Annotated in this window: 21 protein-coding genes and 1 pseudogene; 9 read left to right on the top strand and 13 right to left on the bottom strand. The window is 73.2% G+C overall.

Features of this window, described 5'->3' with window-relative positions; all coding sequences use genetic code 11:
* Nucleotides 1-66: 66 nt before the first annotated feature.
* The 3 genes from AB0C78_RS28335 (at nucleotide 67) to AB0C78_RS28325 (ending at nucleotide 2,732) form a co-directional block, all read left to right on the top strand.
* The gene (locus tag AB0C78_RS28335) at nucleotides 67-750 is read left to right on the top strand and encodes an RNA polymerase sigma factor (protein ID WP_360753482.1); all 684 of its coding nucleotides are present in this window, start codon (nucleotides 67-69) and stop codon (nucleotides 748-750) included.
* The gene (locus AB0C78_RS28330) at nucleotides 743-1,699 is read left to right on the top strand and encodes a CU044_5270 family protein (protein ID WP_360753479.1); all 957 of its coding nucleotides are present in this window, start codon (nucleotides 743-745) and stop codon (nucleotides 1,697-1,699) included. Before AB0C78_RS28335 ends, AB0C78_RS28330 begins: the two co-directional genes overlap by 8 nt.
* Before the next feature lie 142 nt (nucleotides 1,700-1,841).
* Complete coding sequence (locus tag AB0C78_RS28325; protein ID WP_360753477.1) at nucleotides 1,842-2,732, top strand: hypothetical protein; 891 nt, start codon at nucleotides 1,842-1,844, stop codon at nucleotides 2,730-2,732.
* On the opposite strand, the gene AB0C78_RS28320 is transcribed toward AB0C78_RS28325, so the two are convergent.
* A complete protein-coding gene (locus tag AB0C78_RS28320; RefSeq protein WP_360753474.1) occupies nucleotides 2,729-3,940 on the bottom strand; it encodes an MFS transporter in 1,212 nt (403 codons plus the stop codon). The two genes, AB0C78_RS28325 and AB0C78_RS28320, sit on opposite strands and share 4 nt — an antisense overlap.
* A gap of 73 nt (nucleotides 3,941-4,013) precedes the next feature.
* Between AB0C78_RS28320 and AB0C78_RS28315 the strand changes: the two genes are divergently transcribed.
* Nucleotides 4,014-4,772 carry a DeoR/GlpR family DNA-binding transcription regulator gene (locus AB0C78_RS28315; protein ID WP_151547343.1) on the top strand — a complete coding sequence of 253 codons (759 nt, stop codon included), beginning with the start codon at nucleotides 4,014-4,016 and terminating at the stop codon, nucleotides 4,770-4,772.
* Nucleotides 4,773-4,847: 75 nt separating this feature from the next.
* Here AB0C78_RS28315 and AB0C78_RS28310 read toward each other — a convergent pair.
* The 8 genes and pseudogenes from AB0C78_RS28310 to AB0C78_RS28275 all read right to left on the bottom strand — a co-directional run.
* A pseudogene (locus tag AB0C78_RS28310) lies at nucleotides 4,848-6,425 on the bottom strand (carbohydrate-binding protein); the annotation flags it as partial.
* Nucleotides 6,426-6,606: 181 nt separating this feature from the next.
* On the bottom strand, nucleotides 6,607-7,659 hold the full coding sequence (locus tag AB0C78_RS28305) for a hypothetical protein (protein WP_360753470.1): 1,053 nt from the start codon (nucleotides 7,657-7,659) through the stop codon (nucleotides 6,607-6,609).
* Nucleotides 7,659-8,942: a Gfo/Idh/MocA family oxidoreductase gene (locus AB0C78_RS28300; RefSeq protein WP_360753468.1), complete on the bottom strand. Its 1,284-nt coding sequence runs from the start codon at nucleotides 8,940-8,942 to the stop codon at nucleotides 7,659-7,661. Before AB0C78_RS28300 ends, AB0C78_RS28305 begins: the two co-directional genes overlap by 1 nt.
* A 110-nt stretch (nucleotides 8,943-9,052) precedes the next feature.
* Nucleotides 9,053-10,315: an extracellular solute-binding protein gene (locus AB0C78_RS28295; RefSeq protein WP_360753465.1), complete on the bottom strand. Its 1,263-nt coding sequence runs from the start codon at nucleotides 10,313-10,315 to the stop codon at nucleotides 9,053-9,055.
* A gap of 42 nt (nucleotides 10,316-10,357) precedes the next feature.
* Complete coding sequence (locus AB0C78_RS28290) at nucleotides 10,358-11,218, bottom strand: carbohydrate ABC transporter permease (RefSeq protein WP_360753463.1); 861 nt, start codon at nucleotides 11,216-11,218, stop codon at nucleotides 10,358-10,360.
* Nucleotides 11,202-12,194, bottom strand: a complete 993-nt coding sequence (locus AB0C78_RS28285; protein WP_360753460.1) for a sugar ABC transporter permease — start codon at nucleotides 12,192-12,194, stop codon at nucleotides 11,202-11,204. Before AB0C78_RS28285 ends, AB0C78_RS28290 begins: the two co-directional genes overlap by 17 nt.
* A gap of 186 nt (nucleotides 12,195-12,380) precedes the next feature.
* The gene (locus AB0C78_RS28280; RefSeq protein ID WP_360753457.1) at nucleotides 12,381-13,361 is read right to left on the bottom strand and encodes an aldose epimerase family protein; all 981 of its coding nucleotides are present in this window, start codon (nucleotides 13,359-13,361) and stop codon (nucleotides 12,381-12,383) included.
* Nucleotides 13,358-14,320 carry a LacI family DNA-binding transcriptional regulator gene (locus AB0C78_RS28275; protein WP_151538233.1) on the bottom strand — a complete coding sequence of 321 codons (963 nt, stop codon included), beginning with the start codon at nucleotides 14,318-14,320 and terminating at the stop codon, nucleotides 13,358-13,360. The genes AB0C78_RS28280 and AB0C78_RS28275 overlap by 4 nt, the downstream gene beginning before the upstream one ends.
* 147 nt (nucleotides 14,321-14,467) lie before the next feature.
* Between AB0C78_RS28275 and AB0C78_RS28270 the strand changes: the two genes are divergently transcribed.
* The 4 genes from AB0C78_RS28270 to AB0C78_RS28255 are packed head-to-tail and all read left to right on the top strand — an operon-like array spanning nucleotide 14,468 to nucleotide 20,529.
* Nucleotides 14,468-15,355 (top strand): NAD(P)-dependent oxidoreductase, encoded by an 888-nt coding sequence (locus tag AB0C78_RS28270; protein WP_360753454.1) that lies wholly within the window; start codon nucleotides 14,468-14,470, stop codon nucleotides 15,353-15,355.
* Between the two features lie 10 nt (nucleotides 15,356-15,365).
* Nucleotides 15,366-16,433, top strand: a complete 1,068-nt coding sequence (locus AB0C78_RS28265) for a mandelate racemase/muconate lactonizing enzyme family protein (RefSeq protein ID WP_360753451.1) — start codon at nucleotides 15,366-15,368, stop codon at nucleotides 16,431-16,433.
* Nucleotides 16,430-18,337: a DUF6807 family protein gene (locus tag AB0C78_RS28260; RefSeq protein WP_360753449.1), complete on the top strand. Its 1,908-nt coding sequence runs from the start codon at nucleotides 16,430-16,432 to the stop codon at nucleotides 18,335-18,337. The genes AB0C78_RS28265 and AB0C78_RS28260 overlap by 4 nt, the downstream gene beginning before the upstream one ends.
* A complete protein-coding gene (locus AB0C78_RS28255; protein ID WP_360753446.1) occupies nucleotides 18,334-20,529 on the top strand; it encodes an aldehyde dehydrogenase family protein in 2,196 nt (731 codons plus the stop codon). Before AB0C78_RS28260 ends, AB0C78_RS28255 begins: the two co-directional genes overlap by 4 nt.
* 27 nt (nucleotides 20,530-20,556) lie before the next feature.
* Here AB0C78_RS28255 and AB0C78_RS28250 read toward each other — a convergent pair whose 3' ends face one another.
* Nucleotides 20,557-21,786: a helix-turn-helix domain-containing protein gene (locus AB0C78_RS28250; RefSeq protein ID WP_360753443.1), complete on the bottom strand. Its 1,230-nt coding sequence runs from the start codon at nucleotides 21,784-21,786 to the stop codon at nucleotides 20,557-20,559.
* 284 nt (nucleotides 21,787-22,070) lie between these two features.
* Nucleotides 22,071-22,916, bottom strand: a complete 846-nt coding sequence (locus AB0C78_RS28245; RefSeq protein ID WP_360753584.1) for a helix-turn-helix transcriptional regulator — start codon at nucleotides 22,914-22,916, stop codon at nucleotides 22,071-22,073.
* A gap of 133 nt (nucleotides 22,917-23,049) precedes the next feature.
* On the opposite strand from AB0C78_RS28245, the gene AB0C78_RS28240 reads away from it, so the two are divergent.
* Nucleotides 23,050-23,988 (top strand): SDR family oxidoreductase, encoded by a 939-nt coding sequence (locus tag AB0C78_RS28240; protein WP_360753441.1) that lies wholly within the window; start codon nucleotides 23,050-23,052, stop codon nucleotides 23,986-23,988.
* 50 nt (nucleotides 23,989-24,038) lie between these two features.
* Here AB0C78_RS28240 and AB0C78_RS28235 read toward each other — a convergent pair whose 3' ends face one another.
* Nucleotides 24,039-24,608 (bottom strand): helix-turn-helix domain-containing protein, encoded by a 570-nt coding sequence (locus AB0C78_RS28235; protein WP_360753438.1) that lies wholly within the window; start codon nucleotides 24,606-24,608, stop codon nucleotides 24,039-24,041.
* Nucleotides 24,605-25,096, bottom strand: a complete 492-nt coding sequence (locus AB0C78_RS28230) for a GNAT family N-acetyltransferase (protein WP_360753436.1) — start codon at nucleotides 25,094-25,096, stop codon at nucleotides 24,605-24,607. The genes AB0C78_RS28235 and AB0C78_RS28230 overlap by 4 nt, the downstream gene beginning before the upstream one ends.
* Between the last annotated feature and the right edge of the window lie 97 nt (nucleotides 25,097-25,193).

Raw genomic sequence — 25,193 nt, 5'->3', positions numbered from 1 at the left:
CGGGGACCCAGGGGTCCGCGGCCGGGCAACAAAGGATGATCAGACCTCGACCCGAGAGGCCCGCCCATGCCCCCGACTAGCCGGTCGTCACCGGTCCGTCCCGCCCCGGCACCGGCCGCGGAGCCCGCCGCGGAGCCCGCCGCGGACGCCGCCGCAGAGCCCGCCGGAGACCCGTCCCGGGAACCGACGGACGCGGCGCTCATCGCCGCGTCCCGCACCGATCCCGAGCGGTTCGCCGCGCTGTTCCGCCGGCACGCCCCGGCGATCATGCGGTACACGGTGCGGCGCCTCGGCCAGGACCCGGCCGACGACATCGTCGCCGAGACCTTCCTGGTCGCCTTCCGCCGCCGCGGCGCCTACGACGCGGCGCGCCCGGACGCGCGCCCGTGGCTCTACGGCATCGCCACCAACCTGATCCGGCGGCACCGCCGCGCCGAGGTGCGGGCGCTGCGCGCGCTCGCCCGCGGCGGCGCCGACCCGGTCACCGAGCCGTTCACCGACGCCGTCGAGGACCGGGTGCACGCGGGCGCCCGCTCCCAGGCCCTCGCCGGCGCGATCGCCGCGCTGCCCGCCGCGCAGCGGGAGGTCCTGCTGCTGGTGACCTGGGCCGAGCTGACCTACGACGAGGTCGCCGAGGCCCTCGGCGTCCCGTCCGGGACCGTCCGGTCCCGGATGAACCGGATCCGCCGCAAGCTCCGCGACGCGCTCGGCGACGCCGCCGACCCCCACCGGGAGGCCCACGATGGATGAACTGACGCTGGTGGAGCGCCTGCGCTCCGAGGTCCCCGGCGACCTGGACGTGGCCGCCGCCGAGCGCCGGTGGCGCGACCGGGCCCTGGCCGCCCCCGCCGCCCCGGCCGCCCGGGCGCGGCGGCGCCGCGCCCGCAGGCCGCTGCTGCTGTCCGGGGTCGCCGCCGCGGCGTGCGCGGGCGTGGCCGCGACCGTGGTGGCGACGTACCGGCCGGCGGATCCGCCCCCGCCGCCCGCCGCGGTGGCCGCCCTGCTCGACCAGGCCGCCGACCGCGCCGGCGCCGACCCGGTCCCGAGGCCGGACCAGTTCGTCTACCAGGACCTGATCGAACTGCGCCGGACGGCGGGCAAGGGGCGCTGGTACCAGGACCGCAACCAGTCCTGGGTCTCGGTCGACGGGTCCAGGACCGGGCTCGTCCGGCTGAAGAACTCGATCGAGGCCGGTCCGGACGAGGGCGTCCCGCCGGACGGCGACAGCGTCCTCAAGCCGTGCGGGCAGGTGCCGCCGATCGAGCGGCCCTATCTCGGCGACGTCCCCGCCGACCCGGACGCCCTGCTCCGCCTGCTGGTGACCGAGGGCGACGGCCCGCGGGCCGCGCGGCAGTGGGAGGCCGCCACCGACCTGATCGACCGGCCCGCGCCGCCCGCCGTGCGCGCGGCGCTGTTCCGCGCCATCGGCCGGATCCCCGGCGTCCGGCTGGCGAGCGACTCCGTGGACGCGGCGGGACGGCACGGCGTCGCGGTCACCCGGACCCGGGACGGGGTGCGGGAGGAGCTGATCTTCGACACCGCGACGCACCGGTTCCTGGGGACCCGGGACATCGTCACCCGCTCCAGCGACCAGCTCGGACGGCGCGGGTCGACCCTGTTCTCCAGCGCCCTGCTGCGGACGGCGATCGTGGACGGGGTGCCGAAGCCCGCTCCGGGCGCGGAGGTCTCCGACTGCTGACCGGATCCGGCCCGTCCCGCCGCCCCGCCCGCTGCGGGCGGCGGGACGGGCCGGTTCGTCCGGAAAGGCGCGGAGAATGCGAGATGGCGGCGCTATCGTGTCGCCTGACCATCGCGCTGACACGCCTCGTACAGGAGCCTCCATGGGCTACCCCCCGCCTCCTTCCCAGCCCGGCCCAGGCGGCCCGTACCGGCCCGGTTACGGGCCGGGAGGCTACGGCGCCCCGGCGCCCGCCGGGCCTCCCGCTCCGCCGTACGCGCCGCAGCAGCCCGCCTACCCGCCGAACGGCTACGCGCCCGCCGGCTACCCGCCCCAGCAGCCCGCGTATCCGGCGCCCCAGCAGGGCGGCTACCCGCCGCAGCAGCAGGGCGGATATCCGCCGCAGCAGGGCGGCTACCCGCAGCAGCCTCCCGCGCAGTACGGCACGGCTCCCGCCGACCTGTACGGCTCGCCCATCCTGGTCTACGACCAGCCGGCGCAGTTCTTCTCGACGGAGGCGAACTACACGATCTGGAGCCCGCAGGGGCAGCCCGCCGCGCACGTCCGGGAGCAGGGCGTCAGCGGGGCGAAGAAGGCCCTGCGCGTGGTGAACCAGGGGAGCCAGACGAAGGCGGAGCGGAAGCTGACGATCTTCCGCCCGGACGGCATGCCGTACTTCCACTTCTACAAGCCCTACGGGTTCATGGGGACGCCCAAGATGCAGGTGCTCACCGCGCAGGGCGGCCTCATCGGGCACCTGCGCAAGCGGGCGATGCGCGGCTGGGAGATCCTCAGCGCGCAGGAGCAGCAGCTCGGCTACTACGAGCTGCTCAGCGGCCGGGTCACCGACTGGCAACAGCAGGAGATCGCCCGCATCCAGCGCGGTTTCGAGGGCATGGGCGAGCTGCTGTCGCAGATGTTCACCGGCGCGGACCGCTACGTCCTGCGGATGCACGCGCCCTTGCAGGAGCCGATGCGGACGCTCGTCCTCGCGTGCCCGCTCGCGTTCGACACCGCCGTCTCGCAGAACCGCAGCATCGGCGGGTGGCTCTAGCCGCACCGCCCCTCGGCGGCGTCCACGGCCGGTTCCGGGACGGTGCCGGCGGTGCCCGCGGTGCCCGCGCGCTGCCGCAGGATCCCGGCCGCCGCAGCGGCGGCGACGCAGCACGCCACCGGCAGGAAGAACGTGACGTTGAGCGGCATGACGCCGGTGAGCGCGCCGATCGCGGCGGGCCCGGCGAGCATGCCGAGGTAGCCGATGCCCGCGACACGGGAGACGTTGACGCCGGCGGCGTCGCGGTCGGCGTGCCCGGCGGCGCTGAAGAGCTGCGGGATGCAGCCGGACAGCCCGGCCCCGAACACCGCCCAGCCGGCCAGCGCCAGCGGGATCCACGGGGACAGGGCGGCGGCGGCCATCCCGAGCGCGGCGGCGGACGCCCCGTAGCGCAGGACGGCGACCGGGCCGAGCCGCGCCGCCACCCGGTCGGCGAGCAGCCGGCCGATCGTCATGGTGGTGGCGAACGCGCCGTAGGCGAGGGCGGCGGTGGCGGCGGGCGCGTCCAGGACGCGGCGCAGGTGCAGCGCGCTCCAGTCGTTCGCGACGCCCTCGCACAGCATGATCATCAGAGCGAGCGCCGCCAGCGCCCAGATCCGCAAGGGCATCCGCCGCCGCGCCCCCGCGGCGCTCGCCTCGCGGGCGCGCTCCGGCCGCAGCAGCGCGGGCGCCGCCGCCGCGGCGACGGCCGCGCCGAGGACCGCCACGGCGGCGAGCGTGATGGCCGGGCGCACGCCCGCGCCGAGCGTGGCGGCGCCCACGAGTGACGCGAGGACGCCGCCGATGGAGTACGTCGCGTGGAACGCCGACATGACGGGCCGCCCGTACCCCCGCTCCACCTGGACGGCGTGGGCGTTCATGCCGACGTTCAGGCCGCCGCCGTTGCAGGCGCCGAGCACCGCCAGCGCGGCCCCGAGCGTCCAGGCGTTCGGGGCCAGGCCGGGCCCGACGACGGCGACGCTGCTCAGCGCCGCGCTGACCGGGACGACCCGGCGGGCGCCGAAGCGGTCGGTGAGCGGCCCGATGACCTGCATGCCCGCGAAGGAGCCCGCGCCGAGCAGCAGCAGGAGCCGGCCCAGCACGGCGTGGTCGATCCCGGTCCGGTGCTCGATGCTGGGGATGTGCACGACCCACATCCCCAGCAGGAATCCGGACAGGCCGAAGTAGGCGAAGGTGGCCATCCGGCCCGCCCGTAGCGTTCGCTCCATAACGCGAACATAACGAACATCTCGCCGCATCGAAACCTTGTATTCCGAACATCGATGGTGTTCGATCGCGGGTATGGCGGACACGGAACGGCTGCGGCGGATCACCGAGGCGGTGCGCGACGCCGGCAGCATCGGCGTCGCGGAACTCGCCGGCCTCACCGGCGCGTCCGAGATGACCATCCGGCGCGACCTCGACCACCTCGCCGCCCAGGGCGTCCTCGAACGCTACCGGGGCGGCGCGCGGACCCTGCTGCTGCGCGGCGAGGAGCCGCCGTTCGCGGTCCGCGTCCACGAGGAGGCCGAGGCCAAGCGCCGCATCGCCGCCGAGACCGCCGCGCTCATCGCCGACGGCGAGTCCGTCGTGCTGGACAGCGGCACCACCTGCCTGGAGGTGGCCCGCGCGCTGGAGCACCGGCGGCTGACCGTCATGCCGCTGTCCCTGCACGCGATCAACGCGCTCGCGGGCGCGCCGCGGCTGACGCTGCTGGTGCCCGGCGGCCGCCCGCGCCCCGGCGAGCTCGCGCTCACCGGCCCGCTCGCCGAGGCGTCGCTGGCCGCGCTGCGCTTCGACACCGCGGTCATCGGCTGCTGCGGGCTGACCGCGGCGGACGGCCTGACCGCCCACGACCTGGAGGACGCCGCCGTCAAGCGCGCCGCGATCGCCTCCGCCCGCCGCGTCATCGCCGTCACCGAGGCCGCCAAGCTGTCGCGCACCGCGCTCGCGTTCGTCGGCCCCGCGTCCGACCTGGACGCCGTCGTCACCGACGGCTCCGCGCCCGGCGACCGGGTCGCGGAGCTGGCCGCCGCGGGCGTGGCCGTCCGCACCGTCTGACCGCCGCGCGCGGCGTCCCCGCCCGGCCGGCCGGGCGGGGACGTGCGGCGGATAGGGGTTGGCGGATAGGGGTTAAGGCGTCACCGCCTTGCCGCCGAAGGTCACGACCAGGCGGCCGTCCGAGGCGAACGACCAGCCGAGCGCCCCGGCGTACGCCGAGCAGCGGGACCCGTTCGTCCCGGACCAGAACTGGTTCGACGCGTCGGCGTCGCCCGCGACCTTGTCGTTCGACCCGTCGACGCCGAACCGGCACGAGGTGTCGTTCCGGAACACCGACGTGCCGGTGTCGAAGGAGAAGTTCCGCTCGGCGTTGTCGATGCTGACGTCGTCCGACACCGTGATCGTGCCGGGATTGCTGTTGTAGGTGAATCCGTGGTGGCCGTTCCCGTACGCGATGCTGCGCCGCACGACGTGGTTCACGGCGATCTTGTCGCCGCCGAGCTTGTAGCCGTTGCGGTCGCCGTTCTCGTTCTGCGTTCCGTCGGTGAGCGTGCCGTTCCCGTAGGAAAGGGAGTCCTCGATGGTGACCGGTCCGATGGCGCCGGTGTCGGTCTTGGTGTACAGATCCCAGCCGTCGTCGATGTTGTTGTGGGAAACGTCGTAGCGGAACACGTTCCCGGTGCCGACGGTGAGCTTTGCGGCGAATCCGTCGGCGTCCTCGCCGTCGGAATCGGAATTGTCGTGGGATTCGGAGCTGACGACGAGGTTCCCGGACGGCCACTGGTCGCGCGGGGTGCTGGAGGCGATCCGGGATATCTGCAGCCCAGTGTCGCGGTTGAAGCGCGTCACCGTCCGCTCGATGACGTTTCCGCTGCCGCCGACGAAGACGCCGTTGTCGCCCGCGTGCTCGACGATGAGGCCGGAGAGGTGCCAGTAGGAGCCGTTCACCTGGAGGCCGCGGTTGACCGGGTCCTCGCTCTGCGCCGAGAAGTCCAGGACGGGGGTCTCGCCGGGGTAGGCCGACAGCACGGTGCGGGCGCTCGACGTCCCGTCATCGCCCTGCGGGATCGTGACCGTCTGCGCGTAGTGGTAGGTGCCGCCGCGCATGTAGATCGTCCCGCCGGGGGAGACGCGGCCGATCGCGGAGGCGAGCGTCGTCGGGTCCGACTGCGTCCCGGACGCGCCGTCGCTGCCCCCCGGCGCGACGTACAAGGCGTCTCCGCTGGTCGGCGGCGGGGTGTCGCCGCCCAGCTCGACGTCGACGCAGTCGATGTTGGCCAGGCCGCCGGCGCCGGTGGGGGTGAGCCGGACGGTGTTGGCGCCCGCGGTGACCGGCACGGTGACCGTCTTCGTGGCCCAGGTGTCCCAGGAGCCGGTGCCCTCGAACGACACCGACGGGCCGGCCGAGCCGTTGACGGTGACGTCCGCGGGGCGCGCGGAGGAGGTGCCGTTGGCGAAGCGGATCCGCAGCGTGGCCGTGCCCGCGGCCGCCGCGTTCACGGTGAACTGCGCGTACGCCCCGGCCTTGTTCTCGCCGTTGCAGAATCCGGTGCCGGAGTAGCCGCCGTGGTCGGAGTCGATGGTCCCGCTGCACACCGCGGGGGAGCTTTCGGCCTCGTAGCGGGTGGTGGCGGCCTGCGCCGGGTTCGCGGACAGTGCGACGAGCGCGCCGGCGAGCAGTCCGCCGCACGCGATGACGGGTCTCAGTTGCATTGTCTGTCTCCAGATCGCCCGGTTCTCTTCTCCGGGCGTGCCCGACCGTTCTCCCGGCGAAAGGGGAACGGTTCTCGGATGTGGGGTGGTCAGGGTTGATCAGACCCTTGAAAGCGCTTTCTCTCAAAGTAGGCGCGCCTCGCGAACCCGTCAATGGCTGCAATTGTTGTATAGGGGTCCGCTATCGGCCGCGCGAAATATCGGCGAGCCATGCGAAAGCCGCTTCCTGCATCGGAATGCCGAAGGCGTGGGGAGCGTCGAAGAAGGCGCCGGTATAGCGGCCGGGCGCCGCCCGGTAGGCATCGGTGATCTCGCGGTGCGCGCGGCGCATCCCCTCGGCGGGGAAGAGCGGGTCGGCGGCGGCGTAGAGGACCATAAGCGGTCGCGGGACCCGGCAGGCGACCACGCCGGGCCAGTCGGCCAGGCGGGTCAGCCCGGGAGGGAACAGCATCCAGGAATGGGCGGCCACGTGCTCGTCGCGGAAGTCCTGGAAGGAGGAGACCGCCGCGACCGCGATCACGGCGTCGACCTCCGCGTCGAGTGCGCCCAGCAGGGCGGCGCGCACCCCGCCGCCCGACAGGCCGATCGCGCTGACGGACGTGATGCCGGGCCGGGAGCGCAGGTACGCCGCCGCCGCGAGGTCCTCGGAGGCGAGCACCCCGGCGAACGACGTGCCGAGGAGCGTGCAGGCCTTCGCCAGCACGTGCTCGTGGTCGCGTGCGGCGCGGTCATAGCGGTCGGGCTCGGTCGCGTCCGGACCTGGAGCGAGGGGGAGCGGGAAGCGCCGGGAACCCCAGGCGAGGACGTCATGGCAGAGCACGGCGAAGCCCCGGCGGGCCAGCTCGTTCGCGTAGGCGCGGCCGCCGTAGATCTCGCGGCGCAGCCGGACGACCTCGGGCGCCGGCGGCCCCGGACCATCGGCGATCTTGTCCTTGCCCGCCCACTTCATGCCCGCGTGGCAGTGCAGCGCGACGACGCCCGGCAGCGGGCCCGCCGCGTCGCGCGGGCGGAGCAGGAAGGCGCGGGTGCGGGGGCCGAAACCGACCGTCCAGGACAGCTCCTCGCCGGCCACGTCCCCGGCGGTCCACCGGCCCTCGACCCGGACGTCCCGGGCGCGCAGCTCCAGGACGCCGAGCGCGTCGCGCAGACGGGCGGGCAGGTCCGGGCCCAGTGCCGGGAACAGCCCGCGGTCCCGCGCGGCGATCCCCGCCAGGCCCGCGAACTCCCCGAGCATCAGCCCGCCCGCCGCGTCCCGCCGGCCGTGAGGGCGACGGGCGCGCCCGTCGCCGCGGACAGCCCGGCCGACACGCCGATCATCACGCTCGCCACGCCCGCCCGGTACCCCGCCTGCCGCGCGAGCGGGTCGTCCGACGGGCCGCGGAACACGTCGTCGAGCAGCAGCGCGTCCCCGCCGCCGTGCGCGCCCGCGCCCTGCTCGATCGCGATCTCCTCGGGCTCGTGCCAGTGCCGGTGCAGGACGAGCCGCTCCGACGCGCCCGCGGCGTGCTCCTTCCCGGACGCGGTCGGGTCGATCGCGGCGTGCGGCGGCGTCCACGCGCGCTCGACCACGTGCAGTTCGAGCCGTCCGGCGGTGCCGTTGAAGACGGCCCGGTACCCCTCCGCCGGGGCGTGGGCGTTGAGGCAGTAGGTGAGCAGCGCGCCCTTCTCGTAGCGGACGAGGACGGCCATGTTGTCGTCGATGGTGATGCCCTCGCCGAACACGTCCTGGTCGCGGAGGTAGCCGTCCTCGTGCTCGGCGTCCAGGTAGAGCGCTTTGAGCCGGGGGTCGGCGGACAGGTCGAGCAGGAACGGGTCCGTGCCGAGCCCCGGCGCGTGCCGTGCCCTGGCGGGACGGTCGGTGAGCCCGCGCGCGCGGGCGTTGTCGGCGCCGTAGAAGCGCAGGGACGTCTGGGCGTAGACGGACGCGGCGGCGTCGTCGAGCCACCAGTTCACCAGGTCGAAATGGTGGGTGGCCTTGTGCACCAGCAGCCCGCCGGAGCTCGCCTTGTCGCGGTGCCAGCGGCGGAAGTAGTCGGCGCCGTGGATGGTGTCCAGCGCCCATTCGAAGTGCACCGACGTGACCTCGCCGATCGCGCCGTCCGCGAGGACCCGCCGGACGGCGCTGTTGCGCGGCGAGTAGCGGTAGTTGAAGGTGACGACGAGCCGGCCGGTGCTGCGCTCGGCGGCGTCCGCGATCGCCGCGCAGTCCTCGGCGGTCGTGCACAGCGGCTTCTCGACGACGACGTCCTTGCCCGCGTCGAGCGCCGCGACGACGTACCGGGCGTGGGCCGCGTCGACCGTGGTGACGACGACGGCGTCCGCGAGCTCGAGCATCTTGCCGAACTCCGCGGGCGCGAAGCACGGCACGTCGCGTCCGATGCGGTCGAGGTAGTAGGCCAGCCGCGTGCGGTTGGGGTCGCAGAGCGCGGCGATCTCGCCGGTGCCGCTCCAGTCGCCGAGCAGTGCGTCGACGTACATCTGAGCCCGGTGGCCGAGCCCGACGAAGGCGTATCGCATGGTGCGGGAACTCCAGGATCAGGGGTGGCGCCGTGCGGCCCGGGGGTGGCCGCGGGCCGCACGGCTCGTCCGTGCGCCTTGCCGCGACGCGGCGCTACCGAGGCGGGGCCTTACTTGGACAGCGCGTTGTTGGCCTCGGACAGGAAGCTCTTGGCCGCGGCGTCCGGCTTCGCCTTGCCGAACAGCACCGAGTCGGTGGCGCGCTTGAGGATGTCCTCCATCTCCGTCGCGCCCTTCGGCGGGATCACGATCGGGCTCAGCTCGCCCTTGATCGAGTCCATGAAGGCCGCCACCTTCTGGTCGGCGGGGGAGAGCCTGCCCTTGATCGCGGCGAGGACCTTGGCGTTGGTGGGCAGGCCGCGGTCGCTGAGCACGATCGCGCCGGCCTCGGGGTCGTTGACCATGAAGTCGATGAACTTCGCGGCGGCGGCGGAGTGCTTGGTCCGGGACGAGATCGTGTAGTACATCGCCGGCTGCAGGAACATCCCGGACGCGCTCGCGCCCGGCGCCTTCGGCATCCGCAGCAGCTCCAGGTCCTGGCCGGAGCCCTTGGACAGCGCGTCGAGCTGGTTGCTCCACCAGCTGCCGTACACGCTCTTGTTGGTGGCGAGCAGCGCCTGGTCGGGCTTGGTGCCGGTCTCCAGCATCTTCGCGGCGCCGGGCCCGGCCTTCGTGGCGATGATCTTCTGCAGCAGTGCCCACCAGTCCTGGACGGTCTGCGCGGACAGCCCGATCTTGCCGTCGTTGTAGAACGGCTCACCGCGCTGGCCGGCGAAGACCTGCAGGAACGCGGGGTTCTCGTTGTACTCGGTGCCCCAGACCTGCCCGCCGCTCTGCTGCGTCATCTTCTGGGACGCCGCGATGTAGTCGTCCCAGGTCCACGTCTTGTCGTCGGGCATCTTCTGGCCCTCCTTGCCCAGGAGGTCCTTGTTGACGATCATCGGCCACGTGTTGACGCCGGTCGGGATCGCGTACTGCTTGCCGTCCAGTTGCCCCGCCTTGAGCACGCTCTGGTCGAGGTCGGCGGTGTTGACCTTGCCCTTGGTGTCGGCGAGGGCGCCGCGTCCCGCGTACTCGGCCAGCCCGCGGATCTCGATCGACATCACGTCCGGGGCGTCCCCGGCCGCGGTCTTGGTGGCGAGCTTCTCGTAGTAGCTGTCGAAGTCGGAGAAGTCGCCCTCGACGTCGATCGTCGGGTTCTTCTTCTCGAAGGCGGCGATCGCCGTCTCGGTCAGCTTCTGCCGGGAGTCGCTGCCCCAGTAGGAGAAGACGAGCTTGGTCTTGCCGCCGGATCCGCCGTCGTCGCCGCCTCCGCAGGCGGTGGCCGAGACCGCCACCACGGCGAGGGCGGTGGCCGCCAGGATGCGTTTCATTGTTCGTACCTCCGGACAGGGGGGTGGGGAGGAAGCGGGGGGCTATTTGAAACCGGTGGTCGCCATTCCGCGGACGAGGTATTTCTGGCCGGCCAGGAAGAAGCCGAAGATCGGGCCGAGAGAGATGATCGACATCGCGAACATCGGCCCCCACGACGAATCGCTGCTGGCGTCCAGGAACTGGCGCAGCGCGACGGGCGCGGTGAGGTTGTCGGAACTGGTGAGGTAGAGGTTCTGGGTGAAGAAGTCGTTCCACGTCCAGATGAACGTGAAGATCGCGGTGGTGGCCAGCGCGGGCACGCACAGCGGCAGGATGACCTGCACGAACGTCCGCCAGTGGCCGGCGCCGTCGATCGCGGCGGCCTCGTCCAGCTCCCGGGGCAGGGTGCGGATGAACTGCACCATCAGGAAGATGAAGAACGCGTCGGTGGCGAGGAACTTCGGCACCACGATCGGCCAGATCGTGTTGATCCAGCCGAGCTTGCTGAACATGATGTACTGCGGCACGACGGTGACGTGGTGCGGCAGCATGATCGACAGCAGCATGACGGTGAACCACAGCTTCTTCAGCGGGAACTCCAGCCGCGCGAACGCGTAGGCGGCCAGGGAGCAGGCCACCAGGTTGCCGACGACCGCGAGCACGGTGATGACCGCCGAGTTCCACAGGTAGTAGCCGAAGGAGTGCTTGAGCGCGTGCCAGCCGCCGGAGTAGTTCGCGCCGGTGACGTCGTGCGGCACCAGGCCCGGCTCCCGGAAGATCAGGCTCTCCGGCTTGATCGAGCTGGAGATCATCCAGAGCAGCGGGTAGAGCATGAACAGCCCGAACACGATGAGCAGCACGTGCTTGGTCAGCCGCGACGCGGGCCGGAACAGCACCGGCACGCGGTTACTTCTCGTCGCCATAGAAGACCCAGAATCGAGACATGAGGAAGTTGACGGCGGTCAGGGCCCCGATGATGAGCAGCAGCACCCAGGCCATGGCGGCCGCGTAGCCCATCTCGTAGTTCTTGAAGCCCTTGATGTAGAGGTAGAGCGTGTAGAAGAGGGTCGAGTCGACCGGTCCGCCGTTGCCGCCGCTGACGACGAACGCCTGCGTGAAGGACTGGAACGACTTGATCAGCTCCAGCACGGCGTTGAAGAAGATGATCGGGGTGAGCAGCGGCAGCGTGATGGAGCGGAACTGGCGCCACCGGCCGGCGCCGTCCACCCGGGCCGCCTCGTACAGCTCCCGCGGGATCTGCCGGAGCCCGGCCAGGAAGATGACCATCGGGGCGCCGAACGTCCACACGTGCAGGATGATCAGCGTCCACAGCGCGGTGTCGGGGCTGGTGACCCAGCCCTCGCCGTGGTAGCCGAACCAGCCGAGGAACGTGTTGACGATCCCGTCGGTCCCGAAGATCTTCCGCCACAGGATCGAGATCGCGACGCTGCCGCCGAGCAGTGAGGGCAGGTAGAAGACCGACCGGTAGATCGGCAGCCCGCGCAGCCCCTTGTCCAGCGCCATCGCCAGCCCGAGCGCGAACGCGAGCTGGAGGGGCACGGAGACGGCGACGTAGACGGTCGTGACCCGGAGCGAGTGGATGAACCGGTCGTCGGCCGTGAACATCTTGTGGTAGTTGTCCAGGCCGATCCAGTGCGGCGGCGTCAGCATGCTGTAGTCGTTGAACGACAGGTACAGCGTGGCGATCATCGGGCCGAGCGTGATGGCGAACAGCCCGATGAACCAGGGGGCCAGGAACAGGTAGCCGGCCCATGCCTGTGAGCGTGCGCGGGAGCTCTTGCGGCGGCGGGGGCGGCGCGCTCGCCGCCGCGCGGGGGGCGCGGCCGGGGGTTCGGCCGTCCCCGCCGCCGGGCCGGCCTCGGCGGGCCTCAGCGTCATCACTGGCCCTTCGGTTGAGCGGGTGGATGAGATAGCGCTTTCTTATAGCCATCTCGCAGATGACGTCAACCCTTTGCAGTGAGATTCCTCACGACCGACGTCGAACCGCAATCGAATAAGCCGAGGTCAGCGGCCTTTTGGGCACAAAGCGTCGGCACCATAACGTTCGGGCCTGCCTGCTTGTTACTACAAACGGTTGCAGTCGCGGGCATGGCTGAAGCGGTACGTGGTGACCGAGCGGTGCTCCTGTCCGGGCCGCAGCACCGCGGACGGGAACGCCGGCCGGTTCGGCGCGTCGGGGAACCGCTGGGTCTCCAGGCACAGGCCCGCGAACGGCCCGAACGGGGTGGCGACGCCGTCCAGCATGTGCCCGGTGTAGAACTGCACGCCCGGCTCGGTCGTGGTGACCTCCATCGACCGGCCGCTCGCCGGATCGGTCACCGTCGCCCGCCCCCGGAGCACGAAGCAGTGGTCGTAGCGGCCGTCGCGGCGCGCGTCCACCCGGGTGGGGGCGGTGAAGTCGAACGGCGTCCCGGCGACCGGCGCCAGCTCGCCCGTGGGGATCTTCCCCTCGTCGACCGGCAGGTAGCGGTCCGCCTCCAGCATCACCACGTGGCGGCGCACGTCGCCGGAGCCCGCCAGGTTGAAGTAGGAGTGGTTGGTCAGGTTGACCACCGTCGGGGCGTCGGTCGTGGCGCGGTACTCCAGCCGCAGCGCGTCGCCGTCCAGGACGTACCGGACGCTCGCCCGCAGCTCGCCCGGATAGCCCTCCTCACCGTCCGGGCTCACCAGGCTCAGCTCCACCTCCTCGGGGCCGGCCGACTCGGCCCGCCACACCCGCTTGTCGAACCCGCGGACGCCGCCGTGCAGGGCGTGCTCGCCGTCGTTGGCCGCGAGCCGGTACTCCGTGCCGTCGAGCGTGAACCTGCCGCGGGCGATGCGGTTGCCGTACCGGCCGACGACCGCGCCGAAGTACCGGCTGCGGCGCAGGTAGTCCTGGAGCGTGCCGAGACCGAGCATGACGTCGGTGCCGTCGGCGACCTGGAGCCGCTGGAGCGTCGCGCCGTAGGTCAGGACGGCGGCCCGCAACCGCCCGTTGTCCAGCACGTGCCGGTGGACCTTCTCGCCCTCGGGGGTGACGCCGAAGGCCGTGTCGGGAAGCGTCATGGCAATCCTTTCGGGGGTGCGGTGGACTCGCGGACCACCAGGTGGGTCTCCAGGACGGTGGCGGCGCTCATCGACTTGACGAGCAGGTCGACGGCCATGCGCCCGGCGTCGGCCGTGGGCATGGCGACCGTGGTGAGCTTGGGCCGGTGCAGCCGCCCGGTGATGCTGTCGTCGACGCCGATCACGCTGACGTCGGCCGGCACCCGGACGCCGCGCTCCTCCAGGCCCTCGATCAGCCCGATCGCGACGAGGTCGTTGTAGGCCAGCACGCCGGTCACGCCCGCCGCGGCCACCTGCTCGGCGACCGCGACGCCGCCCTGCTCGGTGGGCGCGTTCGGGCCGAACACGACCGTGTCGACGCCGGGCATGCCGGTGACGGCCCGGCGCATCTCGCCGCTCGTCCAGGAGCCGGCCGGGCCCGACACGAGGGCGACGCGCCGGTGGCCGAGCCCGGTCAGGTGCTCCATCGCGGTGCGGGCGCCGTGCGCGACGTCCATGACGACCGTCGGCACGCCGCGCATCCGCCGGTTGACCAGGACGAACGGGATCGTCTCGGCGAGCCTGCCGAGCGCCTTGTTCGACAGCCGGGGGCTGCACAGCACGACGCCGTCGACCTGCTTGGAGAACGCCAGCACGAGGTCCTGCTCCTCGACCGGGTCCTCGTCGGTGTCGGCGACGAACAGGTGGTAGTCCTGGGCGCGGGCGGCGGCCTGCGCCGCCTTGATCAGCGGGGGGAAGAACGGGTTCGCCAGGTCGGCGACGATCAGCCCGAGGTTGCCGGTCCGGCCGGTGGTGAGCGAGCGGGCCGCCCGGTTCGGCCGGTAGCCGAGCTCCTCGGCCGCCGCGAGCACCCGGTTCCGGGTCTCGGCGTTCACCATGTGCGGCGCGGAGAACGTCCGCGACACCGTCGACACGTGCACGCCGCAGGCATGGGCGACGTCCCGGATAGTCACAGCCATGCCGCCCAGCTTAACGCAACCGTTTGCACAATGGAGGTGATCACTCAAGCCGTTTTCCCTGGTGGAACGCCGCTCTCTTGACGGGCGCCCGGAACTGGCGGGATTGTTACTGCAACTGTTTGCAGCACCCCTCAGGAGGTTCACGCGGTGAGCAGAGTGCTCGTCACCGGAAGCGCGGGCCGGCTCGGCCGCAGCGTCGTCGGCGCGCTGGCGGCCGCCGGACACGAGGTGATCGGCGTCGACACCGCCCCGGGCACGCCCCGGGACGCCGCCGAAACCCTACCGGCCGACCTCACCGATCTGGGCGAGGCCCACTCGGCCCTCGCCCGGTTCCGGCCGGAGGCGGTCGTGCACCTCGCCGCCATCGCCGTCCCGTTCGGCCGGACGGACGCCACGATCTTCCGGGTCAACACCCAGCTCGCCTTCAACGTCTGCGCCGCGTCGGTGGCGCTCGGGGTGGAGCGGCTCGTCGTCGCGAGCAGCCCGACGGTGATGGGCTACGGCGCGCCCGGCGGCTGGGTCCCCGACCGCCTGCCGCTGGACGAGGAGCACCCGCCGCGGCCCTGGAACGTCTACAGCCTGTCGAAACTGGTCGCCGAGCAGACCATGCAGGCGTTCGCGCGGGCCGGGTCCGGCACCCGGATGGCCGCGGTCCGGCCCTGCTTCGTCGTCGCGCCCGAGGAGTGGGACGGCGCGCCGACCCAGTCGGGCCACACCCTGCGGGAACGGCTGGACCGGCCCGAGATCGGCAGCGTCTCGCTGTTCAACTACCTCGACGCCCGCGACGCCGGCGAGTTCGTCGACGCGCTCCTCGCCCGGCTGCCGGATCTGGAGCGCAACGGTGAGGTGTTCTTCGCCGGTGCGGGCGACGCGCTGGCCCGCGAACCGCTCGCCGAGCTGCTGCCCCGGTTCTTCCCGGAGACGAAGGAGGCCGCCGCCGCGCTGACCGGCACGGCCCCGGCGTTCTCCTCCGCCAAGGCCGAGCGGCTGCTCGGCTGGTCCGCCAAGCGCAGCTGGCGCACCGAGCTCGCCTGAGGGGGACGGCATGATCAAGGACCTGTCCGTCGCCGCCCGGTCGGTGCCGCTGGCCCGGCCGTGGGGCGCCGACGTGCCCGCCAACCACGTCCTGCTCGTCACCCTCACGCTGGACGACGGGCGGACGGGCACCGGGATCTCCTGGACCCCGCAGATCGGGGCCGCCGCGATCCGGGCGCTGCTGGAGCACGACGTCCGCGACGCGGTGATCGGGCTCACCGCGCATCCCGGCGTGGTGTGGGACCGGCTGTCGGCCCGCCTCGGCGAGGCCGGGCGGTCCGGGATCGTCCCGATCGCGATGGCCGGCGTCGACCTCGCGCTGTGGGACCTGGAGTGCGGCGGGCGCTCGCTGGCCGACGTCCTCGGCGCGCGGCGCGACTCCGTTCCCGTCTACGGCAGCGGCGTCAACCTGCACTACTCGCTGGACGAGCTGACCGCGCAGGCCGCGCGGTGGGCCGCCGCCGGGCATCCCGCCGTCAAGATCAAGGTGGGCCGGCCGTCGCTCGCCGAGGACGTCGCGCGGGTCGCCGCCGTCCGCGAGGTCGTCGGCCCGGACACCGCCCTGATGATCGACGCGAACCAGCGGTGGGACCTGCACCGGGCGCGGACGGCGCTGCGCGCGCTGGAGCGGTTCGACCCGTTCTGGATCGAGGAGCCGCTGCCCGCCGACGACGTCGCCGCCCACGCGGAGCTGCGCCGGAGCATCGGCACGCCGATCGCGGTCGGGGAGAACGTCGCGACCGCGCACGGCTTCCGCGACCTGCTGACCGCCGGGGCCTGCGACGTCGTCCAGCCGAACGTCGTGCGGGTCGGCGGCATCACCCCGTTCCTGCGCATCGCCGACCTCGCCCGGGTCTTCGACGTGCCGGTCTACCCGCACCTGCTCACCGAGCTGTCGGGTCAGCTCGCGTTGGCCCTGCACCATCCCGCGATGGTGGAGCTGGTGGAGGACGCGTCGCTCGCCGACCTCGGGCTGCTGGCCGATCCGTCCCCGGTGGAGATCATCGGCGCGGAGCTGCGGGCGACGGGCGCGCCGACCCGGTGGACGGCGCAGCGGACGGCGGGGTGGTCGGCGTGAGGCATGTGCGGGTCGTCGTCGCGGGCGTCAACGGCTACGGGCGCCACCATCTGCAGAACGTCGGGCGCCTGGCCGCGCTGGGCCGGGCGGAGCTGGCGGGGGTCTGCGACGTCCGGCCGCCGTCCGGGCTCGGCGTGCCGGTCTCGGCCGACCTCCCGGCGCTGATCCGGGAGACCGGCGCGGAGGTCGCGGTGATCGCCACCCCGATCCACACGCATGCGCCGCTCGCGGTCGCCGCGCTCCGGGCCGGCGCGCACGTGCTGCTGGAGAAGCCGCCCGCGCCGTCGCTGGAGGAGTTCGCCGCCGTCTCCGCCGCGGTGGACGAGACGGGCCTGGCCTGCCAGGTCGGCTTCCAGTCGCTCGGGTCGGCGGCGATCCCGGCGGCCCGTGACCTGCTCGGCGAGCCGGTCCGCGGCATCGGGGTCGCCGGAGCGTGGACCCGCCCGTTCGACTACTACACGCGCTCGGCGTGGGCCGGGCACCGCCGGCTGGACGGCGTCGACGTCATGGACGGCGCCCTCACCAACCCCTTCGCCCACGCGGTCGCGTCCGCCCTCGCCGTCGCCGGGGCGGACACCGCCGACTCGATCGCGGGCATCGACCTGGAGCTGTACCGCGCCAACGGCATCGAGTCCGACGACACCTCCAGCGCGCGGCTCCGGCTGGCCGACGGCACCGTCATCGCGATCACGGTGTCGCTGTGCTCGGACCGCCGCCGCACCGAGCCCTACCTGCACCTGCACGGCACGACCCGGTCTGCGCGGCTCTTCTACACCCTCGACGAGATCGAGGCCGGCGGGGTCAGGACCGGCTACGACCGGACCGACCTGCTCGGCAACCTCATCGCCCACGTCCGGGACGGGGCGGACCTGCTGGTGCCGCTCGCCCGCACCGGCGGCTTCACCAGGCTGCTCGACGCGATCCGGCGCGCCCCCGAACCGCGGCCGGTCGAGGGACGGTTCGTCCGCGCCGAACCGTCCCGCCTGGTGCTGCCGGGGATCGAGGACCTGGCCGTGCGGGCCGCGGCCGAGCTCAAGACGCTCTCCGAACTGGGCTTCCCCGAGAGCCTCGGGTCGGTCCGGGCGCCATGGCCGGAGACGGTGCTGCGGGCGGACGGGCGGGACGTCGCCGCCTACACCGAGCGCGGGGACCTGCAGCCGTCCGACGCCCCGCGGCCCCACCTGCACCCCGTCCGGACGCTCGGCGGGACGGTCGTCACCGAGGTCCAGCCGGACGACCACGTCCACCATTTCGGGGCGAGCGTCGCGATATCCGACGTCGACGGCGCCAACTTCTGGGGCGGCTCCACCTACGTCCGGGACGAAGGGCCGAAGATGCTGGCCGACCACGGACGGCAGCGGCGGCGCACGCTCCGGCCCATCGACGGCGGCTACGCGGAGAGCCTCGACTGGGTCGGCCCGGACGGCACCGTCGTCGCCGCCGAGGAACGCACCCTGACCGCGCGAGCCGTGCCGGACGCCTGGGCGCTGGACTTCGCGTTCACCCTCACCGGACGGACGAGGCGCCCGCTCGTCCTGCAGAGTTCGGCCTGCAAGGGGCGGGTCGGCGCGGGCTACGGCGGGTTCTTCTGGCGCGCGCCCAAGGACTCCTCCGGCCTGCACGTCTTCACCGGCGAGGCGTCGGGGGAGGAGGCCGTGCATGGCAGCGTCACCCCGTGGCTGGCCCTGGCCTCGGACGCGTGGACGCTGGTGTTCGTCCAGACCGCCGGGCTCGACCCGTGGTTCGTCCGCGTCGCCGAGTACCCGGGCGTCGGGCCGGCGCTGGCCTGGGACGAGCCGCTGACCGTCCCCGAGAGCCTGCACCGGGCGGTCACCGTCGTGGTCGCCGACGGGCGGCTCACTCACGACCGGGCCAGCGACCTCGCCGAAGGGACCGCCGGATGAGGATCTTCATCGCGGGCGACTCGACCGCCGCGGACTACCCGTCGGGCCAGGCGCCCCAGGCCGGGTGGGGGCAGGCGCTCGCCCGGTTCCTGGACGTTCCGGTCGTCAACGCGGCCTACCCCGGCGCGAGCGCGCGCAGCTCGATCGAGCGGCTCGGCATGCACGACCGGATCATGTCCGAGATCGGCGCGGGCGATGTCCTGCTCATCTGCTTCGGCCACAACGACCCCAGGCACGACCAGCAGAGGTTCGGTGCCCCCTACGGCGCCTACACCTCCTGCCTGCGCCGCTACTTGGACGGCGCCCGGTCGCGTGATGCCCGTCCGGTGCTGGTGACGCCGGTCGAGCGCCGCACACCGGACGGGTCGTCCACGCACGGCGAGTACCCGGCGGCGATGAGGGCGCTCGCCGAGGCCGAACGGGTCCCGCTCGTCGATCTGCAGGGCGCGAGCGCGCGCCGCTGGCGCGAACTCGGCCCGGACGCCACCAAGGAGCTGTTCCTGTGGCTCGGCCCGCACCCCAACTACCCGCGCGGCAGCGCCGACGACACCCACTTCACCGCGGCGGGCGCGATCGAGGTCGCCCGGCTGCTGCTGGCGGAGGCGGGGCCGCTGCTGCCGCCCGCCGCTCGCATCCCCGACGACCTGACCTGGAGGACGCCCGTGCCCGTCCCGAGCATCGACGCCCGCACCGGCGACCGCCGCGCCGAGTACGCCACCGCAACCCCGCAAGAGGTCGGCGCGGTCTGCCGCCGCGCCGCCGACCTGCTGCCCGTCCTCGACGAGGCGGGACCGCGGGGCCGCGCCGCGCTCCTCGACGCGATGGCCGCCGCCCTCGACGACCGCACGGACGAGCTGGTCGCGGCGGCCGACGCCGAGACGGCCCTCGGCGAGGCGCGGCTCACCGGCGAGGCCGCCCGCACCAGCGGGCAGCTCCGGCTGTTCGCCGAGGTGCTGCGCGAGGGGGCGTTCCTGGACGTCCGCATCGACTCCGCCGATCCGGCGGCCGTCCCGCCCAAGCCGGACCTGCGCCGGATGAACGTGCCGCTCGGCGTCGTCGGCGTGTTCTCCGCGTCGAACTTCCCGTTCGCGTTCAGCGTCGCCGGCGGTGACACCGCGAGCGCGCTCGCCGCGGGCTGCGCGGTCGTCGTCAAGGCCCACGAGCTGCACCCGGAGGCCTCGGTCCGGACGCTCGGCGCGCTTCGCGCGGGCGCCGCCGCGGCCGGCTTCCCCGAGGACGTGGTGCAGCTCGTCCACGGACGCGACGCGGGCACCGCGCTCGTCCAGGACGGGCGGGTGAAGGCGATCGGCTTCACCGGCTCGGTGCGGGGCGGCCGGTACCTGCACGACCTGGCGATGGCGCGTCCCGAGCCGATCCCGTTCTACGGCGAGCTGGGCAGCCTGAACCCGCTCGTCGTGACGCCGGGCGCGGCGAAGGCCCGGCTCGCGGAGATCGCCGAGGGCCTCGCGGCGTCGGTCGCGCTCGGAGCGGGCCAGTTCTGCGTCAAGCCCGGGCTCGTCCTGGCCCCCGCCGGGTCCGGCCTCGCCGACGCGATGGCCGCGCACTTCACCGGGCTAGCCCCGCAGACGCTCCTCGGTGATTCCATCCGGTCCGCGTTCACGGAAGGCGCCGCCGAACGCGCGTCCATCCCGGGCCTGCGCACCGTCGCGACCGGACGAACGGGCGACGGCCGCCAGGTCGCCGCCCGCCTCATGGCGGGCCCCGTCTCCCTCCTCGGCTCCTCCGAGCTGCTGCTGGAGGAGTGCTTCGGCCCGATGACCGTCGTCCTGGAGTACACCGGCGAGGCGGACCTGGCCGAGGCCCTCGCCGCCGCCCCGGGCAGCCTCACGGTCACCCTGCACAGCGAGCCCCACGAGACCGGCCTCGCCGCGCGGCTGGCCGCGATCGCCCGCGACCGCGCGGGGCGTCTCGTCTTCGACGGTTACCCGACGGGCGTTGCCGTCGGCTGGGCACAGCAGCACGGCGGCCCCTATCCCGCCACCACCGCGCCCACCACGACGTCGGCCGGGACGGCTGCCATCGCCCGGTTCCTCCGGCCGGTCGCCTACCAGAACTGCCCGCCGCCGCTCCTCCCGCCCGCCCTCCGCGACGACGACCCGTGGCGCGTGCCCCGGCGCCTCGACGGCACCCTGGTCCTTCCCGAAGCCCCGCCCGGCCGCGCCGCCCGCTGAACGGGGCCATCAGTCGGCCATCCGGGCTCATTCCCGGCTTCCGGCGAGCGACTTCGCCCGCAGGACCATCTCCATCCCGAACTTCCAGTCCGCGTCGTCCAGGTCGTCGCCGAACAGCTCGTGGAGGCGCCGCAGCCGGTACCGCACGGTCTGCACGTGGACGTGCAGCAACTCGGCGATCCTGGGGACCCGCCCGCCGGTGACGATCCACGCCTGCAGCGTCTCGGTCAGGCGGGCGCGCTGCGGCGGCTTCAGCGCGGCGAGCCGTTCGTCGAGCCGCTCGGCCATGAGGGCGATCACGTCCTCGTCGCGGAAGAGGACGAGGGTCGGGAGCTCGTCGGAGCACAGGACGTACCGGTCGAAGGCGATGATGCCCCTGCGCATCAGCGACAGCGTCTGGACCGCCAGGCGATGGGACGCCGCGGCGCGCGCGAGCGGCACGCTCGGGCCGACGGCGAAGGGGGAGTCCCGCAGAGCGCGCGCGAGCATCTCGTGCCGGCCCGGTGCGTCCGGGTCCGGCACGACGAGGCAGGCGTCCTGGCGGCCGAGGTCGGCCAGGACGTCCTCGGCGACCGCCGGCGGCAGGTGCGGCTCGGCCCGCTCGGCGGGGGCGACCGCGACGCAGGCGACGGTGGCGGGGATCCGCCACCGCGCCTCGCGGGCCAGGACGGCGAGCGTGTCCGCCTGCTCCGCGTTGGGCCCGGCGAGCACGAGCTCCAGGAGCTTGGCGCGGAGCGCCGTCAGCCGGTCTGCGGTGTTCCCGCCGGCCTGGGCATGGCCTTGCACCGAGTGCTCGGCGAGTTCCTCGACGTAGGCGAAGACCGCTTCGGCGAGGCCGGACATCGTCTCCGCGGACCAGCCCGCGCGGCGCCCGGCGTCCGCGATGCGCTGCCACGCGACCCGGGCGCCGACGCGGTAGGCGGACTGGAGCGCGTCCAGGCCCGTTCCGGTCTCATAGGCCTCCCGCCCGATCCGCCGGTACACGCTGATGCAGTGGTCGTTCGGGCCCGCGGGGTTCGCGAGCTGGTCGATGAACTGGTGAAGCGTGCGCTCCACGGTCGCGACGACGCGGCTGCGCGGCGCCCGTTCGGGCAGGTCGCCGAAGTCGTCGACGGACTCGCGGATCTCCCTGACGATCTCGATCGCCAGCGACGGCACTTCCGGGCCGAGCGCCGACACCAGGTCGGGAGGCGGGTCGCCGGCGTCGCGGAGCGCCGTCCGGAACGTGGAGACGGTGACTGTGCTGGCTGAGGCCATGTAACGGACTCCCTCGCAAAGCGCGGAGGCCGGGAGCGGACCTCCGGCGGGTGATCCGGTCATGTGAAGGGACGTGGGCGGCCCCAGCGGCGATGGTGGGGGCTGCGTTGCGGGGGCCGGGGTGGGGCCCTCGACCCGCGGACCGGCCCGAGCGGGGGTGGGGCAGTCCGCGGGGCGACGCCGACGACTCCGAGAAGCCGCCTCAATCATACGAGAATAAGCTTCTCGTATGAGAAGCATATCATTTGCACATCAAGATCATTCGCGGTACCGGGCGTTCCCCGTCAGAGGGCGCCGAGCCGGTGCGCGCCGATGACGGAGAGCAGCCGCAGCTTCTCGTGGCTTTCGCTGCCCGGGGTCGCGGTGTAGACGAGCAGGTGGTGCGACTGGAGCGGATCCAGGAGCGTCTGGCAGGCCAGTTCCAGAGCGCCGACCTCCGGGTGGACGAAGCGCTTGACCTCCTGGGGGCGGATGCCGACCTCATGCTCGTTCCAGACGTCGCGGAACTCCTCGCTCTGCGCAAGGAGAAGGTCCGCGTAGTGCGCCGCGCGAGAGTCCGGGCCGCGCAGCGTCGCGATCTCGCGCAGGCCGGACACGAACATCCGGGAGAGGAAGCGGTGGTCCTCGGGCGCGTACAGCCGCCGGCTGCCGGGGTCGGTGAACCAGCGGTAGCCGATGCTGCGCGCGGGACCGGTGTACCGCGTCGTGTCGCCCGTCAGCGCGACGCCGAGCTCGGTCTGCCGCAGGGTCTCGCCGAGCTCGGTGACGATCTCGGCGGGGGTGTCGTGCAGCCGGTCGAAGATCCGCAGCAGGCCGGGGCCGATGTGCTCGCCGCCGGCGCCGCGGGCGGGCGGGTTGTGGCCGGCGAGACGGAACAGGTGGTCGCGCTCGTCGAGGGAGAGGTGCAGGCCCTGCGCGATCGAGGCGATCATCTGCTCGGACGGCTGGGGACCGCGCTCCCGCTCCAGCCGCGCGTAGTAGTCGGCCGACATGTGGCAGAGGGACGCCACCTCCTCGCGCCGCAGGCCGCTGGTCCTGCGGCGCGGCCCGCGCGGGAGGCCGACGTCCTCGGGCTGCAGCGACTCGCGGCGGCGCCGCAGGAACTCCGCCAGGCCCGGCCGGTCGATCACCATGCTCGTCCTCCCGTGGTGCTGCTTCCTTTCTAGCGGCCGGCTGTCACGCCAACCACGGATCGTCAGGTCCTGGATGGCGGCGGCCGCCTCGGTGACCGTGGGGAGTGCGACGAGACCTTGGGAGCCAACCGTGCCACGAAAGCGAATCGACATCACCGTCCCCGACCTGTCCGGTGAACGCGCCGTCGTCACCGGAGCGAGCGACGGCATCGGGCTGGGCATCGCCGCCCGGCTCGCCGCCGCCGGGGCCGAGGTCGTCATGCCCGTCCGCAGCCCGGGGAAGGGCGAGGCCGCGATCACCGCGATCCGTCGGCAGGTCCCGGGTGCGGACGTGTCGCTCCGCGACCTCGACCTCTCCTCGCTCGACTCCGTCGCCGCGCTGGGCAAGACCCTGCTGGACGAGGATCGCCCCATCGGCATCCTCATCAACAACGCCGGTGTCATGACCCCGCCCGCCCGGCGGACGACCGCCGACGGCTTCGAGCTGCAGTTCGGCACCAACCACCTGGGGCACTTCGCCCTCGCCGGGCATCTGCTGCCGCTGCTGCGCGCCGGCCGCGCGCGGGTGACCTCGCAGGTCAGCGTGGCGGCGAGCCGGGGCGCCGTCAACTGGGACGACCTGGACGGGGAACGCTCCTACGACGGCATGCGCGCCTACCGGCAGTCCAAGATCGCGCTCGGCCTCTTCGGCCTCGAACTCGACCGGCGCAGCCGCGCGGCCGGCTGGGGCATCACGAGCAACCTCTCCCATCCGGGCGTCGCCCCGACCAACCTGCTCGCCGCGCGTCCCGAGCTCGGCCGCGACGAGGAGACCTCGGCCCGCCGGCTCATCCGCGCCCTGTCCGAACGGGGCATTCTCCTCGGAACCGTCGAGACCGCGAAACTCCCGGCCCTCTACGCGGCCACCTCGCCCGACGCCGAAGGCGGCGCGCTCTACGGCCCGCGCGGACTCGGACACCTGGGCGGCCCTCCCGCAGAGCAGAAGCTCTACGGCCCCCTGCGCAGCGCCGACGAAGCCCAGCGCATATGGCGGGTCTCCGAGGAACTGACGCGAGTGCCCATACGGTGACCGCACCGCCGGAATGCGCGTGCGAGGCGGCCGCGCGGGCCGCCCGGCGGTCAGGGCGTGGCCTTGCGGGTGACGACCACGACGTAACGGCACTCGCGAGCGGTGTCGTTGATGAACTCGCGGGCTTGGGGCTCGCCGAGCTCATACGTGTCTCCGCTGGTGAGACGGTGTGCGGCCGGCCCCTCGGCCAGGGTGAGCTCGCCGTCCAGGACCCAGATGAGCTGGGCGATGAACGCGTACGTCCCGGCCGGCATCGCCACCCGGGCGCCGGCGGGCAGCACGATCTCGGTGACGTCGGCGGGGAAGCCCGGCGTCGATATCTGGCGCCGGAGGTACCCGGTGCCGGGGTCCGTCCAGTGGGGCGTGTCGGCGGCGCGCCGCACCCGGTCGGGGGCCCCGTCCGCCGGTGACAGCAGTGCGGTCATGGTCAGTTCCAACGCGGCGGAGAGCTTGCCGACGACGACGGCGGTCGGGTTGCTCTCGCCCCGTTCGATCTTGCTGATCATCGCCCGGGACACCCCGGAGGCGTCCGCGAGCCGGGCCAGCGACCAGCCGCGCCGGATCCGTTCCGCCTTGATCCGCCGTCCGAGGCCGTCCGGCCCTTCCAGCACAGTGGTCACGGCTTCCCCGTGGGAACGGCGCCGCCGTCCAGGCACAGCTTCATGAAGACGCTGTTGGGGTCCTGGACGTAGTCGGCGAACGGCTCGCAGGGGGCGAACCCGTGCCGCGCGTAGAGCCGCCGGGCCGGGGCGAAGAAGTCCTGGCTCCCCGTCTCCAGCAGCACCCGCCGGTAGCCGCGTTCGGCGGCGACCGTCAGCAGGTGCCTGAGCATGACCGTTCCGACACCCCGTCCCCGCGCGGACCGTGCCGTCCGCATGGACTTCAGTTCGGCGTCGCCGCCGCCGAGATCCTTGAGCGCGCCGCAGCCGCGCAGCTCCGGCCCCTCCCAGGCCGTCCAGAACTCGACCCCCGCGGCGCGCAGCTCCCGCAGCCCCAGCGCATGGACCGACTCCGCGGGCGAGGTGGCGTGCATGTCGGCCAGATGCTCTTCCAGGAGCCCATGGATCTCGGACCGGGTCAGGTCATCGAGCTCGAAACGCAGCGTCATCAGGACTCCTGTCTCACCCGCTCGAAATACGGTGCGGTCAACGACGGACGATTTCTATGATAGTGGATATGTCTCCACTATATGAACGCCTCGCGGC

The organism is Actinomadura sp. NPDC048394 (genome assembly GCF_040651755.1).
GTDB lineage: Bacteria > Actinomycetota > Actinomycetes > Streptosporangiales > Streptosporangiaceae > Spirillospora > Spirillospora montaniterrae.
Note: the sequence above shows the minus strand (reverse complement) of the source record. Positions and strands in the feature narration are given on the sequence as shown.

Excerpts from the sequence above, each read along its gene's own strand:
- AB0C78_RS28335 (WP_360753482.1), top strand. The coding sequence starts at position 67 with ATGCCCCCGACTAGCCGGTCGTCACCGGTCCGTCCCGCCCCGGCACCG.
- AB0C78_RS28330 (WP_360753479.1), top strand. The coding sequence starts at position 743 with ATGGATGAACTGACGCTGGTGGAGCGCCTGCGCTCCGAGGTCCCCGGC.
- AB0C78_RS28325 (WP_360753477.1), top strand. The coding sequence starts at position 1,842 with ATGGGCTACCCCCCGCCTCCTTCCCAGCCCGGCCCAGGCGGCCCGTAC.
- AB0C78_RS28320 (WP_360753474.1), bottom strand. The coding sequence starts at position 3,940 with ATGGAGCGAACGCTACGGGCGGGCCGGATGGCCACCTTCGCCTACTTC.
- AB0C78_RS28315 (WP_151547343.1), top strand. The coding sequence starts at position 4,014 with ATGGCGGACACGGAACGGCTGCGGCGGATCACCGAGGCGGTGCGCGAC.
- AB0C78_RS28305 (WP_360753470.1), bottom strand. The coding sequence starts at position 7,659 with ATGCTCGGGGAGTTCGCGGGCCTGGCGGGGATCGCCGCGCGGGACCGC.
- AB0C78_RS28300 (WP_360753468.1), bottom strand. The coding sequence starts at position 8,942 with ATGCGATACGCCTTCGTCGGGCTCGGCCACCGGGCTCAGATGTACGTC.
- AB0C78_RS28295 (WP_360753465.1), bottom strand. The coding sequence starts at position 10,315 with ATGAAACGCATCCTGGCGGCCACCGCCCTCGCCGTGGTGGCGGTCTCG.
- AB0C78_RS28290 (WP_360753463.1), bottom strand. The coding sequence starts at position 11,218 with ATGGCGACGAGAAGTAACCGCGTGCCGGTGCTGTTCCGGCCCGCGTCG.
- AB0C78_RS28285 (WP_360753460.1), bottom strand. The coding sequence starts at position 12,194 with ATGACGCTGAGGCCCGCCGAGGCCGGCCCGGCGGCGGGGACGGCCGAA.
- AB0C78_RS28280 (WP_360753457.1), bottom strand. The coding sequence starts at position 13,361 with ATGACGCTTCCCGACACGGCCTTCGGCGTCACCCCCGAGGGCGAGAAG.
- AB0C78_RS28275 (WP_151538233.1), bottom strand. The coding sequence starts at position 14,320 with ATGGCTGTGACTATCCGGGACGTCGCCCATGCCTGCGGCGTGCACGTG.
- AB0C78_RS28265 (WP_360753451.1), top strand. The coding sequence starts at position 15,366 with ATGATCAAGGACCTGTCCGTCGCCGCCCGGTCGGTGCCGCTGGCCCGG.
- AB0C78_RS28255 (WP_360753446.1), top strand. The coding sequence starts at position 18,334 with ATGAGGATCTTCATCGCGGGCGACTCGACCGCCGCGGACTACCCGTCG.
- AB0C78_RS28250 (WP_360753443.1), bottom strand. The coding sequence starts at position 21,786 with ATGGCCTCAGCCAGCACAGTCACCGTCTCCACGTTCCGGACGGCGCTC.
- AB0C78_RS28230 (WP_360753436.1), bottom strand. The coding sequence starts at position 25,096 with ATGACGCTGCGTTTCGAGCTCGATGACCTGACCCGGTCCGAGATCCAT.